At 38.1% G+C, this 17,321-nt stretch carries 16 protein-coding genes; 5 read left to right on the forward strand and 11 right to left on the reverse strand.

The features are described 5' to 3' along the window. Nucleotides 1–84: 84 nt before the first annotated feature. Nucleotides 85–738, reverse strand: coding sequence for a hypothetical protein (locus I2F89_RS05655; protein ID WP_195513727.1), 654 nt, complete (start codon nt 736–738; stop codon nt 85–87). A gap of 288 nt (nt 739–1,026) precedes the next feature. Beyond that, nucleotides 1,027–1,971 (reverse strand): helix-turn-helix transcriptional regulator, encoded by a 945-nt coding sequence (locus I2F89_RS05660; RefSeq protein WP_195513729.1) that lies wholly within the window; start codon nt 1,969–1,971, stop codon nt 1,027–1,029. A 110-nt stretch (nt 1,972–2,081) separates the two neighbouring features. Here I2F89_RS05660 and I2F89_RS05665 point away from each other — a divergent pair, with 110 nt between their 5' ends. From I2F89_RS05665 to yicI, 4 genes are read left to right on the forward strand one after another with little or no spacing between them, the layout of a single operon-like run. Then, entirely contained in the window at nt 2,082–3,362 is a 1,281-nt protein-coding gene (locus I2F89_RS05665; RefSeq protein WP_195513731.1) for an ABC transporter substrate-binding protein, read from the forward strand. A gap of 47 nt (nt 3,363–3,409) precedes the next feature. Beyond that, nucleotides 3,410–4,276 carry a carbohydrate ABC transporter permease gene (locus tag I2F89_RS05670; RefSeq protein WP_071867759.1) on the forward strand — a complete coding sequence of 289 codons (867 nt, stop codon included), beginning with the start codon at nt 3,410–3,412 and terminating at the stop codon, nt 4,274–4,276. Continuing rightward, complete coding sequence (locus I2F89_RS05675; RefSeq protein ID WP_142433319.1) at nt 4,273–5,112, forward strand: carbohydrate ABC transporter permease; 840 nt, start codon at nt 4,273–4,275, stop codon at nt 5,110–5,112. The genes I2F89_RS05670 and I2F89_RS05675 overlap by 4 nt, the downstream gene beginning before the upstream one ends. An 11-nt stretch (nt 5,113–5,123) precedes the next feature. Next, nucleotides 5,124–7,385, forward strand: a complete 2,262-nt coding sequence (gene yicI, locus I2F89_RS05680) for an alpha-xylosidase (RefSeq protein ID WP_195513740.1) — start codon at nt 5,124–5,126, stop codon at nt 7,383–7,385. 148 nt (nt 7,386–7,533) lie between these two features. Here yicI and I2F89_RS05685 read toward each other — a convergent pair whose 3' ends face one another. From I2F89_RS05685 to I2F89_RS05725, 9 genes are all read right to left on the reverse strand, one after another. Beyond that, a complete protein-coding gene (locus I2F89_RS05685) occupies nt 7,534–8,049 on the reverse strand; it encodes a YjbQ family protein (RefSeq protein WP_019722787.1) in 516 nt (171 codons plus the stop codon). Continuing rightward, nucleotides 8,050–8,745 carry a triose-phosphate isomerase gene (locus I2F89_RS05690; protein WP_195513749.1) on the reverse strand — a complete coding sequence of 232 codons (696 nt, stop codon included), beginning with the start codon at nt 8,743–8,745 and terminating at the stop codon, nt 8,050–8,052. It abuts the gene before it with no gap. Between the two features lie 12 nt (nt 8,746–8,757). Next, the gene (locus I2F89_RS05695) at nt 8,758–9,591 is read right to left on the reverse strand and encodes a class II fructose-bisphosphate aldolase (RefSeq protein WP_195513751.1); all 834 of its coding nucleotides are present in this window, start codon (nt 9,589–9,591) and stop codon (nt 8,758–8,760) included. A gap of 12 nt (nt 9,592–9,603) precedes the next feature. Continuing rightward, nucleotides 9,604–9,888, reverse strand: coding sequence for a PTS sugar transporter subunit IIB (locus tag I2F89_RS05700; RefSeq protein WP_195513753.1), 285 nt, complete (start codon nt 9,886–9,888; stop codon nt 9,604–9,606). Between the two features lie 12 nt (nt 9,889–9,900). Beyond that, complete coding sequence (locus I2F89_RS05705) at nt 9,901–11,247, reverse strand: PTS galactitol transporter subunit IIC (RefSeq protein ID WP_195513755.1); 1,347 nt, start codon at nt 11,245–11,247, stop codon at nt 9,901–9,903. A gap of 12 nt (nt 11,248–11,259) precedes the next feature. Then, on the reverse strand, nt 11,260–11,715 hold the full coding sequence (locus I2F89_RS05710; RefSeq protein ID WP_071867753.1) for a PTS sugar transporter subunit IIA: 456 nt from the start codon (nt 11,713–11,715) through the stop codon (nt 11,260–11,262). After that, nucleotides 11,705–13,660 (reverse strand): BglG family transcription antiterminator, encoded by a 1,956-nt coding sequence (locus I2F89_RS05715; protein WP_195513757.1) that lies wholly within the window; start codon nt 13,658–13,660, stop codon nt 11,705–11,707. Before I2F89_RS05715 ends, I2F89_RS05710 begins: the two co-directional genes overlap by 11 nt. 803 nt (nt 13,661–14,463) lie before the next feature. Next, nucleotides 14,464–15,645: a helix-turn-helix domain-containing protein gene (locus I2F89_RS05720; protein WP_195513759.1), complete on the reverse strand. Its 1,182-nt coding sequence runs from the start codon at nt 15,643–15,645 to the stop codon at nt 14,464–14,466. 29 nt (nt 15,646–15,674) lie between these two features. Beyond that, nucleotides 15,675–16,325 carry a hypothetical protein gene (locus tag I2F89_RS05725; protein ID WP_229078052.1) on the reverse strand — a complete coding sequence of 217 codons (651 nt, stop codon included), beginning with the start codon at nt 16,323–16,325 and terminating at the stop codon, nt 15,675–15,677. A gap of 403 nt (nt 16,326–16,728) precedes the next feature. Between I2F89_RS05725 and I2F89_RS05730 the strand changes: the two genes are divergently transcribed. After that, the gene (locus tag I2F89_RS05730) at nt 16,729–17,100 is read left to right on the forward strand and encodes a hypothetical protein (protein ID WP_195513760.1); all 372 of its coding nucleotides are present in this window, start codon (nt 16,729–16,731) and stop codon (nt 17,098–17,100) included. Nucleotides 17,101–17,321: the final 221 nt, after the last annotated feature.

Consider the following 17,321-nt stretch of genomic DNA (forward strand, 5'->3'; position numbering starts at 1 on the left):
TATATAAATATAAACAAGTACCTTGTTAAAGAACAAGGTACTTGTTTATTGTTTGTTAGCTTAAGTGAGATTTTATTCATAATATCAATGCGTAACTGGAAGTTTAAATTTTATCGAACGAAAATCTTGGCTATTTGGGTTAAGTAAATCACGTAGATAATAGTATTCGATATTAATTGTTTGGACATTAGTGTTTTTCATATCTTCATCTAGCACAAAGTAGGCCTCGACAACACCTGTTGCGCCAACTTCTAATGGATCAGTTCCCGGTTGATTGCCTGGTTGGTTCTGCATTGTGGGATCGACATGGATGTTCTCTTCTGTAGTAATCTCAAAGTTTCTGTAGAACTTCGATCCATTATTAAAATCTTTTATTGAATGGTTTGTCATGCGAATATCAAGTCTAATGATAGTATCTATAGGGTAAGCCAAGTACTCTTGTTCTTGAATGATATCATTAGGTTGCGCACTAGCTTTAATAATTTCGATAGTAACTGCAGGTTCTCCATTTAAGTAGATTGTGGCCGGATCGTTTAGACCGTGAAGTGTTGTCGTATCGTTTGTCGATTTGCTCTCTGAATCTGAGTGATCAGAGGGTGTTGCGGATGGTTTATCTGCTGTAGTTACTGTACTAGCGATTACCGAAGAGTTTGTATTTGTGGTACTTGTTGATTTGCAGCTTGTTAACGTAAACAAAAAAAATAAACTAATCATTGCTAAAAAAAACTTGTTTTTCATATACTTGTTAACTCCTAAGTGATAGATATAGTTTGAATACATATTATTATAACATCAATAATTTAAAGTAAAGAATAAACTAGGATGCTCACATCTGGTAAATGAAGAGAAATAAATAAGTATTATCCTAGATTATCTATAAAAGAAATATCGACTAAAAAACTTTCTCCAAGTTTTAAGTCGATATTTCTTTATATTCAGTAACTATCTATGAGAGTTGTCCTAGTCTTTTCCACTATCGTTACTGTATGAGGTGAAAAAGCTGCTGGTAACAATCAAGAGATAGACTCATATATTGGTGAAATCGCACATTTTTTTCCGATAACCTGTCGGAGTCATTTGCGTTTCGCGTTTAAACAGGCTAGTGAAGTAATTAGGGTCTTCAAAACCGGCTTCCAAGGCAATATCAATGATTTTCAAATCTGTATGCAGTAACAGGTACTCGGCTTTTTTGATGCGCATTTGATTTAAATACGTGAAAAAAGTCATACGAAAATGTTTTTTAAAAAAACGACAGAAATGCTCTTTGCTATAGCCAATATGACGACTGATTGCTTCAAGAGTGATCGTGTTTTGGTAATTTTCTTCAAGGTATAGAATGATTCTTTTACAGCGATAGGTGTTGAGTTTATTTTTACTAGCAACTAATTTTGCAGGATTTACCTGAGTACTACAGCGCGAAAAATGTTTGATCAGTAAGAATAATTGTGCTTTGATCGTCAGTTCAAAGCGAGATTCTTTCAAGGCAAATGTATCAATGATCGTGATCACAAGTTGTTGGATCTCCGCAATACTTGAGCAATCATTTGTAAAATGGATCGCTACTTGTTCTGGTGAATGGAGCAATGGATCAAGGTAAGTTTGCTGGATATGATCGGAAACGCGACTTTCAATGAATGAAGCATCAAACACGATGGCAAAGAAAGCACAGGCATTCATTTGATGATTGAGTGCTTCATGTAATTGATTCGCAGGAATAAACATGACCTCTCCTTCGTGAACAACGTAAGATACTCCTTCTATTTTGACTTCCATGAGTCCTTGATAAACATAAAGAATCTCTAGTTCTCGATGCCAATGGGGGTGGATCATATTTTCTTGATGGGCGGGGTGATTCGTATAGTGAACGGCAATTGGAAATAAACTATCCCCATGTTCGGTCATTTCCTTTAGTGTCATATCAATATCTTGTTGACTGGGATTGGGGGTAAAAATATCGTTTGGTCTAAACATCACATTTCCTCCATTTTGATCAATATTACAAGGTATTTCGATTAAGATAGCGATTACATACCGTTGTAAATATCAATATAATCAATTTGTGAATAAGAGGAGGAATGGTGATGAAGAAACAACGAAGATTTTTGCTACTTGCTTTTGTTATGGTGTTAGGAATTACTGGTTGCGGTACGGCACAAAGCGGGTCTTCAGATGATGGTAGTGTAACATTAGAGATTTTCAATATCAAGACAGAAACAGCCGAGCAAATGGATGCTTTGGTAGAGGATTTTGAAAAAGACCATCCGCAGATCAAGATCAACTTGACGACGGTTGGCGGGGGAACCGATGCGACAGCAGCGTTGCAATCAAAGTTTTCCTCAGGGGATGAACCAGATATCTTTATGTTGGGTGGATTAGCAGATACGCAGATTTGGCAACATAAACTCTATGATCTTGGGGAAACGACGTTAGCTAAACAAGCAATTGAGGGAACATTAGAGGGGGCTACACTCGACGATACGGTCTATGGGGTGCCGATGAATATCGAGGGATATGGCTGGTTGATCAACCAGAAGATTTTTAAACAAGCTGGCATCGATAGTGGATCGATCAACTCATTTGAGGCATTTGAAGAAGCCGTTCAATTATTGGATAGTAAAAAAGATGAACTTGGGCTACAAGGCGTATTTGGTTTTAGCGGGGCAGAAACGTGGGTATCCAGTCAATATAGTTCAAATTTTCTTGCTCCGGAGTTTGATAACAGCTTAGAAATGACCTATGAGGCACCGGAATTAAGCATAGATTATGCCGAGCAAATGAAAAACTACACCGACTTGGTCATTAAGTACAATGCACAACCAATGGAGGCAATGGATTACAGTACATCTGTTGAAGAATTATTTGCCAGTGAAAAGGTGGCTATCATCCATCAAGGAAATTGGATCGTACCGACATTGGATAGCTTAGATGAGACGTTCACGAAAGAAAAACTAGGGATTCTTCCTATGCAGATCGAAGCATCGGGAGAAAGCAACATCGTGGCGGGGCCAGCTTGGTATTGGGGGGTCAATAAAGACAAAGACCAAGAAGTCATTGATGCGTCGATCGAATTTTTAACGTGGATGTATACGGATGATCAGGCGATGACAGCAATCATCGATGAGTTTCAATTCATTCCGGCGTATACCAACTTTTCGAGCGAAGCGATCAATGATCCGTTATCTAAGGAAATCTATACGTATTTAAGCGAAGGTAAAACCGTTCCATGGGTCCATAATTCCTATCCAGATGGGTTTGGACAAAATATATTTGGTGTCCAGATCCAAGCGTATGCAGCCGATCGAATCTCTTGGGAGGAATTTATTGATACCTTGCAAACCAATTGGGCACAAGAAAGGAAGTAAGCGGTGAACGGTTGGTTTTTATCTAGTGAGATACAAGGAGGGTTCTCATGTTAACAAATCGCACAAAAGCTTTTTGGTTATTACTTGCACCAGCGTTATTGGCGTTAGCGATCGTTTTGTTCATTCCATTACTGACAGGTAGTTATTATTCACTGACAAACTGGAATGGCAATACAGTAGGTGAATTCGTTGGATTTGAAAACTATCTTCGGGCATTTAATGATCAAGGATTTATCGACAGTTTACTGTTTACCGCAAAATTCTCATTTTTCAGTGTGATTTTGATCAACATCGTGGCTTTAGGTCTAGCGATGTTCGTGACACAAAAATTAGGTAGATGGACGACTTTTTTCCGTACGATCTTTTTCATGCCAAATTTGATTGGAGGGATCATCCTAGGATTTATTTGGCAGTTTATTTTCAATAAAGCATTTGAAAGTCTGGCGACTATGACGGGCATTGATTTTTTTGCCGGTTGGCTGAACACGCCGGAAACGGGGTTTTGGGGGCTCATTATTTTATTTGTTTGGCAAATGAGTGGCTATATGATGCTGATCTATATCTCATTTCTCAACAATATTCCAGAAGAGATTTTGGAAGCGGCAGATATGGATGGGGCGAATCCTTTGCAAGTCTTTTTCCGTATCAAATTACCCATGTTGATGCCAGCTTTCACCGTCACTTTGTTCTTGACGTTGTCCAACGCATTTAAAATCTATGATCAAAACTTAGCACTGACACAAGGTGGTCCGTTCAATTCCACGCAAATGGTGGCGATGAATATCTACAATGAAGCATTTGGGATGCGAAAGATGGGGTATGCACAGGCGAAAGCGGTGATTTTTCTTGTCATTATTGTGATCATCTCAGTGGTTCAAATCTCACTGACACGGAAAAAGGAGGTCAGCGCATGAAGCAATCAAAAGTGAAACATCCACGACAGGTTAAGAAGTCTCTACTGATTTTTAGTGGATTGGTGCTTGCAAGTCTGTGGTTTTATCCGTTTTTCTTAGTGGTGATCAATTCATTCAAAACCAAAGCAGAGATATTCCAGAACACACTCACTTTACCAACTGGGCTAACACTTGATAACTATATCGAGTCGTTCGAGCGATTAGATTTTTTCAAAAGTGCAGCTAATTCGTTACTGATAACGATCGGATCTTTAGTATTGATTGTGTTTGTTTCTTCCATGGCGGCCTATGCGTTATCGAGAAACACGAGTCGCTTAAGTTCATTTCTTTATTTTATTGTCGCAATTGGCTTATTGATTCCTTTTCAGGGAATCATGATTCCCTTGATTTCACTTTTTGGGCAAGTCAGTATGCTGAATCAACCAGGCTTGATGGTGATGTATCTAGGATTAGCAACAAGTATGTCGACCTTTTTATATTACGGTGCTTTACGAGGGATTCCGAAATCATTAGATGAAGCGGCATTGATCGATGGGGCAAATACCTTCCAAATCTATTGGCAAGTCATTTTTCCTTTGCTGAAGCCTACGACAGTGACAGTGATCGTGTTGAACGCCTTATGGTTTTGGAATGATTATCTGTTGCCTTCATTAAGCATCAACAAAGCAGGGATGTATACAATTCCTTTACAGATGTTTTATTTCTTCGGCGAATTCAATAAGCAGTGGCACTTGGCACTGGCTGCGCTAGTGATCGTCGTCTTACCGATTATTATTTTATTTGTTGTCTTGCAAAAACATGTCGTAAAAGGCATTTCAGATGGCGCAGTGAAGTAGGAGGAAAATAAATGAAGTTTACAAACGGCTATTGGTTGGCAAAAGAAGGGTTTCATCTTGAACACCCGAACCATGTCTATGAAGCTCAAGTGAAGGAGGATAAGTTAACTCTTTTCTTGCCTTATAAACCGATCCAGACAAGAGGGGATACCTTGAATCTAGGGATGACGACCTTGTCTTTTGAATCACCAAGAGAAGATATTATCAAAGTACAACTGGTGCATCATGACAAAGCACAAACCGGTCCTCATTTTCAACTCAACAAGCAATCATCTTCGGTCATGATCGATACAGAAAATGAAAAATTTTATACGTTCCAATCAGGACAATTAGTCGCACGAGTGCCGAAAAACGCCGCATTCCAAATTGATTTTCTCGCGGAAGGGAAATGTTTGACTTCTTCTTTGCCAAAAGCACAGGCGTTGGTCAAAAGTAGTGACGGCCTGTATTACATGCGAGAACAGTTATCATTAGATCCGTATGAATATGTCTATGGCTTAGGTGAACGTTTCACCCCATTCATCAAAAATGGGCAAATCATTGATTGTTGGAATCAAGATGGCGGTACTGGTAGTGAACAAGCGTATAAAAATATCCCATTTTATTTAACGAACCAAGGGTATGGTGTCTTTGTCAATCATCCTGAAAATGTCTCATTTGAAGTTGGTTCGGAGAATGTTTCACGCACACAATTCAGTGTAGTAGGTGAACGATTGGAATACTATATCATCTATGGACCCGATATGAAAACGATCTTAAGAAAATACACTGATTTAACGGGCAAACCCGCATTGCCACCTGCATGGTCGTTTGGTTTGTGGTTATCAACTTCCTTTACGACGGACTATCGTGAAGAAACAGTCATGGGATTTATTGAAGAAATGCAGACACGAGAGATTCCGTTTGATGTCTTTCATTTTGATTGTTTTTGGATGAAAGAATTCGAGTGGTGCGGTTTTGAATGGAATCGCGAGCTGTTTCCAGATCCGCAACAACTGATTGAAAAAATCCATCAGAAGGGCTTGAAGGTCTGCGTATGGATCAACCCGTATATCGGACAAAAAGCGGCGGCCTTTCAAGAGTGTAAAGAGAAAGGCTATTTCATCAAAGATAAACATGGCGAAGTTTGGCAGTGGGATCTTTGGCAAGCGGGTCAAGGAATCATTGACTTTACAAATCCAGAAGCGCGTCATTGGTACAAAGAAAGGCTGAAAGAACTCATAGAAATTGGCGTCGATTCCTTCAAGACGGATTTTGGTGAACGTATACCTACGGATGTGAATTACCACGATGGTTCTGACCCGCAAAAAATGCACAACTATTATGCGTATCTTTATAACGAAGTCGTCTTTGAATTATTAGCAGAATTACGCCCAGATGAAGCGGTCGTATTTGCTCGTTCTGCTTCGGTTGGTTCACAAAAATTCCCAGTTCATTGGGGTGGGGACAACTTATCGGAATACCCGTCCATGGCGGAATCACTGCGGGGTGGACTCTCATTTGTGTTATCCGGCTTTGGCTTCTGGAGCCATGACATTGGTGGATTTGAAGAGAATGCGACAGCGGATATTTATAAACGTTGGACACAATTCGGATTATTATCTACTCATAGTCGCTACCATGGTAATATTGAATACCGAGTACCGTGGAACTTTGGGGAAGAAGCGGTATTGGTCAGCCAACGATTTTCAAAATTAAAAAATCGCTTGATGCCTTATATCTATGAGCAAGCGGTAGAAACAGCGCAAACAGGTATCCCGATGATGCGTCCAGTGATGCTGGAATTTCCAGAAGACTATACGACGCATACGATCGATAAACAGTATATGTTCGGTGAACGGCTGTTGATTGCACCGATTTTCAATGGGCAGGGAAAGGTCACTTTTTATTTACCAGAGGGACGTTGGACGAATTATTTAGATAATCATGTATATGAAGGACAACAATGGTACACACAGACCTATGATTACTTCCACTTACCCCTCATGGTCCGTCCTAATTCATTGATCATCGAAGGTTCCGTGGATACGACCGCTGCATACGACTACACGAAAGACTTGACTGTGCACGTTTTTGAACTGACTGAAAAAGTGACGCAACAAGTGGTAGATCAACAGGGGCTTGCAGTTGGTACGATCACTGTCATACCCGAAGATGAGAGCTATCAAATCAAGACAGAAGGGTTATCAAACGTCCAAGTGGTGTTTAGAAATCGAAAAGTTCAAGGAGCAAACGATCATCCGCTGGGGTGTTCCATTCTCGTTGACCACTAGAAGAACCATTTGATTTCAGACAACAAAAAAGACGAAACGACACCTTCACATCAACCAATGGGAGTAGGTAGGATGTGCGTGCTGTTTCGTCTGTTTTGTTTAGCCATCAATGGTGGTTCCGAATGAATGGGAAATCGAAAGCGAGAAGTTACTCTCCCATCACCATGACGTGACAGGTTCGGTTTCGTACACGGTTTTGGTCAAAGTCTACGAAGTAAATATAGCCAACAGAGCCAATCTCTAATTTTCCTTCGCTCAAAATAAAACTTTCGCTTGCACCGAAAAAGGAAGAGCGGATGTGAGCATCGCCATTTAAAATCGTTGCAGGATCGGTTGGATAGTTAGGATCATCCAGACCCATCAGGAATTCTAAATGCTTCGGTCCTGGATAACGATAATTCGTGTTCTCAGATAGCTCTCTCGGAATGATTTTATCTAAAATACGATTTAGGTCTACTTGTAGAAATTCATCGCCATTAAAATCGGTATCGTGCATATACTCTTCAAAAATCACTGAGCAAGTCGTATGAGGAGATTGAACGAGACAAATACCATTCGTGATTTGACTTTTCTCAACGATTGCTTTGACCTGTTCAGTAATATTATGATAAGACACACGATTACCATTTGAAGTCAAAGTTAATTGATCTTTTGCGAATTTCATCTATTTAAGCTCCTTTTTTAGTTCTGCTACTTTCTGGATCATATTCGTCAATGTTTGAGCAGGGTCGTCAGCCGCCACTATACCGCTTGTTCCCCCAGTACCATCTGCACCGGATAATAACGCTTTTTCTACATCTTCAACAGTAGAAATCCCCGCTGCTTGTAAGAGCTGGATGTCTGGATTGATTGCGCGAACCGCATCATTGGTTGCTTTCATGTAAGAAATATCACTGGATTGACCAGTGCCAATCAACTCCGTCGGTTCACAGACCATCACATCAGGATGAAGTGTTGCCACTGCTTGTGCTTCTTCAATGGAATCTGCACAAACGATCGTAAGGATGCCTAATTCATCTGCACGTTTTACTGCTTTTGTAAGTTCATTGACAGTCATTGGATGTTCCGCATGATTTAAAAACGTAGCAGTAACCCCAGCTTCAGCAACTGCTTCAGGAAGAATATATCCCATGCCACGACCGACTTGGAGGCCATCCAAATGTTGGACAGTAATAAATAAATTAGAAGTTTCGTTTTTGATTCGGGCAGCATCGACATGCTGGACAGTGAATAAAATGTCAATATCGTGTGTAGCAGATAGTTCATCTGCTACCTTGGCTAAGGCAAGTGCTTGGTCGCCATATAAATAAGCTTTCGGATTAACAACAAAGAATGGGGTACGTAAGGTTCTTTTTTGCATAATTACACTCCTTTATTCATGAGAAGCTGTGTGGAAGACATTAAAATATTGCTCTAGAGTTTTAGCGATTGCTTCGTTTGCATCATGGATCAAGTCAAAGTAATTTTCTGGTTGCTCTTCACGGATCTTATCCATTGCTGCTGTGATAAAGTCGGTAAAGATATTGATTTTACGAATCCCGTTCAGCGCACATTTCTCAAGATTTTCATCCCCAGAAGAAGAACCACCGTGTAACACTAAAGGAATAGCTAATGCCTCATACAGCTGTTGTAGAACATCGAAATTGATTTTAGGTGTACCTGTATAGTGACCGTGGGCGGTACCGATAGATACTGCCAATGAGTCTACGCCAGTTGCTTCTGCAAATTTCACAGCTTCACTAAATTCTGTATAGATGGAGTCACTTTCCTCTGATTCCAAGCTATCTCCAGCGCCGACGTGACCGATTTCTGCCTCAACAACCACACCGAAAGGATGAGCATAATCAGCGATCGCTTTTGATCGGCGAACGTTCTCTTCGAATGAATCTTCTGATGCGTCGATCATGACCGAAGTAAATCCTAGATCGATTGCTTGCTTGATGATTGCTTCGTCTTGACCATGATCTAAATGTAAGGCGACAGGTGAAGTACTTTTTTCTGCTAAGAATTTACCAATCAAAGCGGCTTCTTCTAACGACATCATATTCATATGAGACTGGGCAAACGCCAAGATCAATGGTTTCTTTAATCGTTCAGCTGTTTTTACGTACGTTCTTGCGCTATCTAAATCGAAGAAATTGGCAGCAGGGATCGCGTAATTGTTTTTATCTGCCTGTTCAAATAATTCTTTTGTGGTAACCAGCATGTGGATTCTCCTTTATTCGTTGATTTTCTTCTCGATTTCAGCATACATCGCTTCGGTACCGATACCTGTCAACAAAGGCAGACCCATAATGACACGATCTTTGATTGAATCTGGCACGACTGTCGTACTGACAACAATGTCATATTCATCGATTTTATTCATTTCGTCGGCTACTTTTGATTGATACAACTTTACTTGCTCCGTTAGCCCATTTTCTTTTAACCATTCTTTTACTTTGTTCGTTACAACGGTAGAAGTTGCAACACCTGTACCACACATAATCAATAATTTTTTCATTCTAGTTTCCTCCTATTCAGCTGTTTTAGCTGCTTGTTTTTTTGGTAAAATTTTGTTGACGTAGATCAATCCGAAAAGAACAACTGCACCGATGATCGCTAAACCACCCCAGCTTAAAACTTTTGTTAGTCCGACATACATCCAAGTGGTCCAAAGACCGCCTTCTGCCATCGCAGTAATCGTTGAGTTTCCTTGTAAATCAAAGTTTGCCGAACGAGCAGCTGTTGTGACTAGTGGGGCAACCCAAGATGTGATGTAAAGAATACTTACCATATAGAGTGTTCCAGCGATTACTGTTCGAATAATGTTTCCTGCAAAGACTGCAGCCATCAAACAGATCAAGAATGGAATCGTTGCTAAGTCACCAAAAGGCAAAGTTGTATTGCCGGGTAGGATAACCGCTAATAAGATCGTAATCGGCACGAGTAATAAGGAAGAAGAAAGAACAGCTGGATGACCTACAGATAACGCAGCATCCATTCCGATATAAAGTTCTCTTCCTGGGAAACGTTTTTTGACAAATTCATTGGCAGCTTCTGATATTGGAGTAAGCCCTTCCATTAATAAAGCAACCATTTTAGGCATGATCACCATAACTGCTCCTGTTTGAACCGCCAATTGACCAGTACCTGCAACATCATAGCCAGCTAAAATCCCCATCACCAAACCAATCAGAAAGCCCATTACAGTTGAATCACCAAAAACACCGAATTTCTTTTGAATCGTTTCTGGGTCAGCTTTCCAATCTTTCAATCCTGGGATACGGTCAAAAATCCAGTTCATTGGTAATGCAAAGACAAATCCTGGAGCTGCTGTTCCATGAGGGAACGTAATATTCGGGAATCCATAAAATTTGTTGATAATCGGACCTAAAATATCGCCCATCAAAAGGATCATCATCAAATAAATCACCGTTGCAACGATTCCCATAGCGAAATCACCGGTCAAAGCAAAAATAAGTGAAGAAATAAATGCAGCATGCCAGATATTCCAGATATCAACATTCAATACTTTCGTCAAGCCGAGTAAAATCAGTACGATATTCAATACCACACCGATTGGAATAGCGAGACTCCCCAAAATCGTTCCATAAGAAATTGCTGCGGCTGCTGGCCAACCGACATCGATCGTGGTCAAGTTTAACCCTAAACGCTCAACCATGTGCTGTGCCGCTGGTCCCAAGCTGTTTCCTAGTAAGTCAATTACTAGATTCAATCCGACAAAACCAACACCAACTGTCAACGCCGAAGTAAATGCTTTTCCTGGTTTTGTTCCTAAAATGATTCCGAAAATAAAGATAAGGATAGGAAGGACAACAATCGAACCTAAATCAACAAACCACTGTAATGCGTCTAACATAAATGTTCCTCCTTAATGTAAGCCATATTTTTTGATAATCGCTAGATATTCTGTTTCTGTAGTGAGTGTTAAGAGTTCCTCTAAAACGCCAGGTTTCTGGAACATCTCAATCAATTGTTGCAACATTTCCAACTGTTCATGAGGTTCTTTCAACGCAAGCATAAACAACAATGAAACATCTATCTCTTTATCATTGGTGCCCATTTCAATAAATGGTAATGGTTTTTTGAGTGACATGAACGCCACTTGTGATTCATTGACATACTGGCTATCTGTATGTGGAATCGCAACGCCTATACCGTTGATGGCTAAACCTGTCGGAAATACTTCCTCACGTCGAATAATATTTTGATAGAAATCATCCGTGACACATTGTTTCTTTCGTAGTTCTTCTGATAGCTTTTGCAACGCTTCTTCTTTCGTTGCGAATGATTGATTCAATAGTGCAAGTTGATGATCAAAAAACAAGCTCATTCCCTCCTCTTAAAAGTCTGTGATAAAGTTCATCTGGTGTTTGACTCGCTACAATCCACTGGATTTCTTCTGATGAATTGAACAAGTCATAAATTGAAGCGATCAATTCTTTTGCTTCGGTCATATTTTCTTCAGCGATTGCTAATAAAACAATCAATTGGATCTTTGTGTCTCCCCAAGCAATCGGTGAAGCAAGTGTGACAAATGCCAATTTTGTTTCTTTCACTGTATGTGGATCAGCATGAGGGATGGCCACCCCGGTTTTTAGTCCTGTACTACCTAATTCTTCTCGATCAAATAAAGAGCGTTTAAAACCGTGGCTAACTAAGTCTTTTTCCAAGTAATCATTGGCTAAAAAAGACAAGATCGCTTCTTTTGTTGAAAAGGGCTTTTGTATATAAATGAAATCTGGGTCAAGATATTTTTTTAGTAAAGTGGGCGATTGATATTTTTTTGAATGGAATTTTTTTTCATTTTCATTCAAATTAGAAATTCTTGCTGAAATGTTTGTGATTTCCTCGGTAGTTGGTAAAGCAGACACGTACATAACAGGCGGTTCTACTTCTTCTAAAGGGATTGTTGAAATGATTAGATCAACCATTTCCAAAGAAGTATGAGAGAGTTTGTTTGATTGAATGATTTCTAAAACCGTATTCGCCGAAATGGTCTGCTTGATCCGATTGAAAATCAATTCTGAAGTGGCAAGGCCAGAGCGACAAACGATGAGGATATGATTTGTCATCTTTCGCTTTTCAAAAGCCAGTTGGAAATGAATCGTGAGAAAAGAGACTTCATCCTCTGTTAAAGAACAGCGGAATTCTTTCTCTAACTCGCTAATCGCATACTTGGTCAATGTGAACATCGTCGAATATTGTGTTTTGATACTTTTAAGCAAAGGGTTCTTGATCAACATACCAGTTTTCAGACGATGGATCATGGGTACGATATGTGAGAGCAAAGCTTGTAACAACAGTTCATCTTGTGTCAGATCAATTTTCAATAAAGTCGACATTTTATCAATGATTTGTTTTGTGGAAACAGTGATGACTGAATCAGGCTTATCCGTACTTTGGACATAAGGTTCGATCCCATGAGCAAGTAAGAGCGAACAGATATATTGGATATCTGACTCCTGTAATGAAATAGACAAGGATTCATTAACCATTTCGGCAAATGAACGGGCAATCATATACAGTTTCATTCGTTTCAATTCATCAAAGACTAGCTGTTCTTGCTTTTCGATGTGATGATCTAAAAGAAGCCTAGATAAAAAAATCTGTAAGGATAAAGATAATGATTCTACAAAATAGTTATTAATTTGCCGTCCAATTTGCTGGATCATCCCATAAATAAACTGTTCTGTCAGGTCAATAATTCGCTCATCAAACAGCGAAGGAATAGAAGTATGTTGACTTCCTTCAGTTTCCATATATGGTTCTAAGAATGATTTGAAAACATTTTGTTGAACAGACTCATCTGCGATCAATTGCAATCCATGTGACGTTACTTTTCCTGTGATCTGTTTGGATTGGCAAAATCTTACGATGTCATCTACATCATTTTTGATTGACTGCTGGCTCACAAAAAAGTATTCAGCAAACTCATGATAACGCATGGCTTTTTCTGAAAAAAAATAGTTCCCGAATATAAACAAGCGTCGGTATTCTGGGGAGTATTCATCAAGAATGAGTTGCTCATATACCAACAAAGAACGTGCATTTTGTTTCGCTGATTCAGTACCTTCTAAGCGAATACCCTTGCGAGGTAGCTTAGTGATCACGGTACCAGTTTCTTTTATTTTTTCTTCCAAACTTGTTAAGTCGTTGTAAACTGTCTTAGGAGAGACATACAACTGTTTTTGGAAAAATGCTGCTGGTTGATACTTTTCTTGGTCTAAAAGTAGACGTAGCAACAACTTTTCCCTTTTGCTTAAACTCATCGAACCCACCTCCGGAAGCGCTTCCTTAATTCTATCTTAATGAAATTTTGTTATGTAGTAAATGATAATTAATTACCACATTAATGTGGTAGTCCTTGGTATAACAATGTTTTTTCGGTTTCAACAGACAGTTTATGAGTGAAACAAGGTAATGATAAAAGGGTACTAATTAAAGTTTAATGTTTAGCAGAATGTTTAAAAGGGAGGAGTGAGTAAAAGAGAAGGTATTGTTTCAATATTGATTTTTAGTTGTCATTGTTTGGCTTAAATAAATGCTAATAGAATTCAAGTGTATGAAAAACAAAGGCTTTAGAATGAAAAAGAGAATCGGCAAAGTGAGAAAATTAGTACTAATTTTTACTAAGAGAATTTGGACAAATCGATGTACTTATTCAAGTGGATTTTATTTTGAGCGTTCTGATGTCATACCTAAAGCTATGCGAGCGGAGCTAGAAAACATAAAGAGGAGATAGCTATTATTTTAGAGAGTGATTATCCGTACAGAAGTAGTGGTCTTTTTATGAATGATAAAGAAATCAGCGGGGAGTTGCTAAAAGAGACAGTTATCAGTGTCAAAGTTTGGGAAGAATCAATGTAATAGTTGGAATCAAAGAGATATTTAATAGAATTGGTACTTAAAGTAGCATAAAAAATAGTCTAGATGACCTATTTAGAATTGAAGTGAGCATTCAAAATAAGCCATCAAAGCTAAAAAGTATTTTTGGCTTTGATGGCTTATTATTGAAAAAATTACTTTTGGTAAATTTCATGAGGTAAAAAATTGCTAGAAAGTTTAACTGTTCCTATTTTCGATTAGGTGAAAAATGGATGATATTCGAATGATAATAGTCTGTTCGAACCGTATCATTGAATTTTGTTAAAAAGTCTTCATCAACACTGAGTAGGTTAGCTAGAAAAGAAAGCTCAATATTGTATTTATCCAAAAAATCAGTTAATAAAAGAAGTTGATTTTCAAAAACAAAATGAAGAAGTGCGCGTATTTTACCAGGTTGAACAATTGGAATGTCTTCATCTAGAGGTTCTTTATCGCGCATATTGTATTTATTGAGTGAAGCATAAAAATATCTGTTTTCCTCGAAACTAAGTAAGCCCAACTTATACGCACGGTACTCTAAAGCAATGATTGAAACCATATATTTCATTTTCAATTCCACATAAGAGTATGGGTTCGATTTCTTCTTGATTTGCTTAAAATCGTTGATAAGTTCTTGTTCCGGAAGTAAGAAATAAGAGGCGAAGTCATTTGCTTCTTTTTCAATGACCTTATGTTCCTCTTTAGAAAGACTATCCATATCAATCAATCGATGCATTAAAAGGTGTCCTAGTTCATGTGCCAAATCAAAATTTCTTCTGACAGAGGATTTTTTTCGATTTCCTAAAATGATAAAGGGGCGGTTTTCTTTCGTCCAAACACTATAGGCATCAATCTCTGCGCCCATATTTTTTTCAAGTATCGAAATTCCAGACATTTCTAATTTATACAATAATTCTTTATTGTTCTTTATATTTAATTCAATTCTAGCTTTTTCTGCTAGATGTTGAATGATCATTTTTTTATCAGTAGTTTTAGAAGCGTTATAATAATCCTTTTCAGATGCTTGTCTTAAGTGATAGATTGTTTTTGGCGGTTCTTCCACATTCGCTTCAAATACTAAAATAAAATGGCTAACAAAATCTAAATACGTTGTTTCCATCTTTGCTTTTTTTCTAGCTTCACGATCTTCTGCTCTATAGGCAATCTGTTCGATTGTGGCTATGTTTTTGATAAAAGCTTCAGTATAAAAGAATTGCGGTTTCACAAAAAAAATTTGTTTAAATTTATTTACGATCTCAAATTTAGGAACCGTATATCCATTTTCATACTGCCATATCGCTTGCTCGCTGACATTGACCAAATCAGCGAGCTCTTTTCTGGAGAGACCTTTTAACTCTCGAACAGCTTGTAATTTCTCTCCGAAAAACATGGTTAACACATCCTAACTTTTTAATTTCATTAATTCTCTTTTTCCTCTATCTCTACAGCGACAGAGAGCCCAAAAGCATTTGGTTCTCCGGAAAAGATTGTTTGATCGGTCGTTTTTTCTTCTTTGATGATCGCTACATCTTCATATGTAATCTCATAAGGGCTAGTAGCCATATAAGTGGATAAATCTTTTATCAAAACTAAACTCATTGTCTCACTATTGGGCATCATTAAGTGGATAGAGTCAATTATTTTGGTGTCGTCATTGATTTCGTATGTAACTATGTAAAAACGAGAACAAGCATGTTCAACCGCTAAAGAGCGACCTTCTTGGATCGCTTTTATTTCTTCGGGATAATTTAATTCTAATTCGATTTGCTCGGTTTTTTCTAAAAGCGTCAATCCTGTTTCTTTGAATGCGGGAAGATTAAGATCGGCTAAGTCTGTTAGGTAGTTTTTTTCTTTTTTTATCACGCCATCAAATGTTTGGCGGATTCGCCGAGAGTTCTTGACGATCAACATAAAAGTATCGGCTTCTTCATTTAGGGTGAACTGTAAATATTCCCAGGTATAGCCAGCTTTTTCAACTGTAAAATCAATGCCAACACTTTGTCCGATTTTTGCTACTTGATCATCAATATGATTCCCTTTCGTCCAAGCGTATGCACCGCTAACCAACATTTCCTTCTTCTTTGCTTTACGTTCATCAAGATAGTGTAATTATCCTTTCAAAGTGCCATCGACGATTGCTTGATAAATGCCTTCATTTAACTGGAATACGTTCATAAAACCTCCCATTTTTCAATTGATATGAGTATTATACAATAATTTAAAAAGTAAAAACATTGATTTTTCTTTTTTTTTAAAGTGAATGGGAAATATGATGAACAATTCTTTTTTGAGGTTATTTCTCGAATTTGAGAACTTTTGTCAAAACCTCATGTACGATTATGACTTCAAAAAGGTATATTCTGACTAATATCGAAAACCATCGACAGAAAATGGTATAAGTGATGTATATCCACTTGTAAGAAAGTTAAATAGTTAGCCTATGCAAAACATCTATTTTGGAGTTGATGCGAACATGAAAATCATATTAAGTAATATATTAAGAAACGTGTTACTTGCTTCATATGTGAGTTTAATTGCTGTTGGAATTGCAAAAATATTTTCAAAACAAGAATTTGTTATATTGTACCCAAGTACTATTGGATTGATTTTAGGACTAGCTACATTAGGTGAACGAAGTATTGAACAAAAACTTGGCAAGCTCAAAGTGTTTTTACTGATGTTTCTTCTGTCATATACATTTGAAAAGACATTGGAATACCTGGATAGTATAAAAATCAGTATACCGCTTCATGAGTATCTATGGATAATGTTCGCAGCCTCTTTAGGGATGTGTTTTTATTATCTAAGGAATTACTTTATAAAGCAGAGCAAAAATTTTACCTAATTTTTAGAGCGAACTAGTCAAAGATGTTAAAAAAAAGAGCTGTTTCTGGAATAGTATATATTCGGTTTTGATGGCATAAAATGATTATTGCTCCAGAGGCACCTTTATTAGATCATCAACAATAGAGCTGGAGTAACGAGTACCGCCGCGATCACTGTTAGAGAGAAAGAAAAAAATGGAACTACAAGCAAGGATAATAAAGTTGCACATTCTCAAAATAC

Origin of the sequence: Enterococcus sp. 1001283B150225_161107_E12 (genome assembly GCF_015556925.1) — a bacterium.
GTDB classification, from domain to species: domain Bacteria; phylum Bacillota; class Bacilli; order Lactobacillales; family Enterococcaceae; genus Enterococcus_B; species Enterococcus_B mundtii.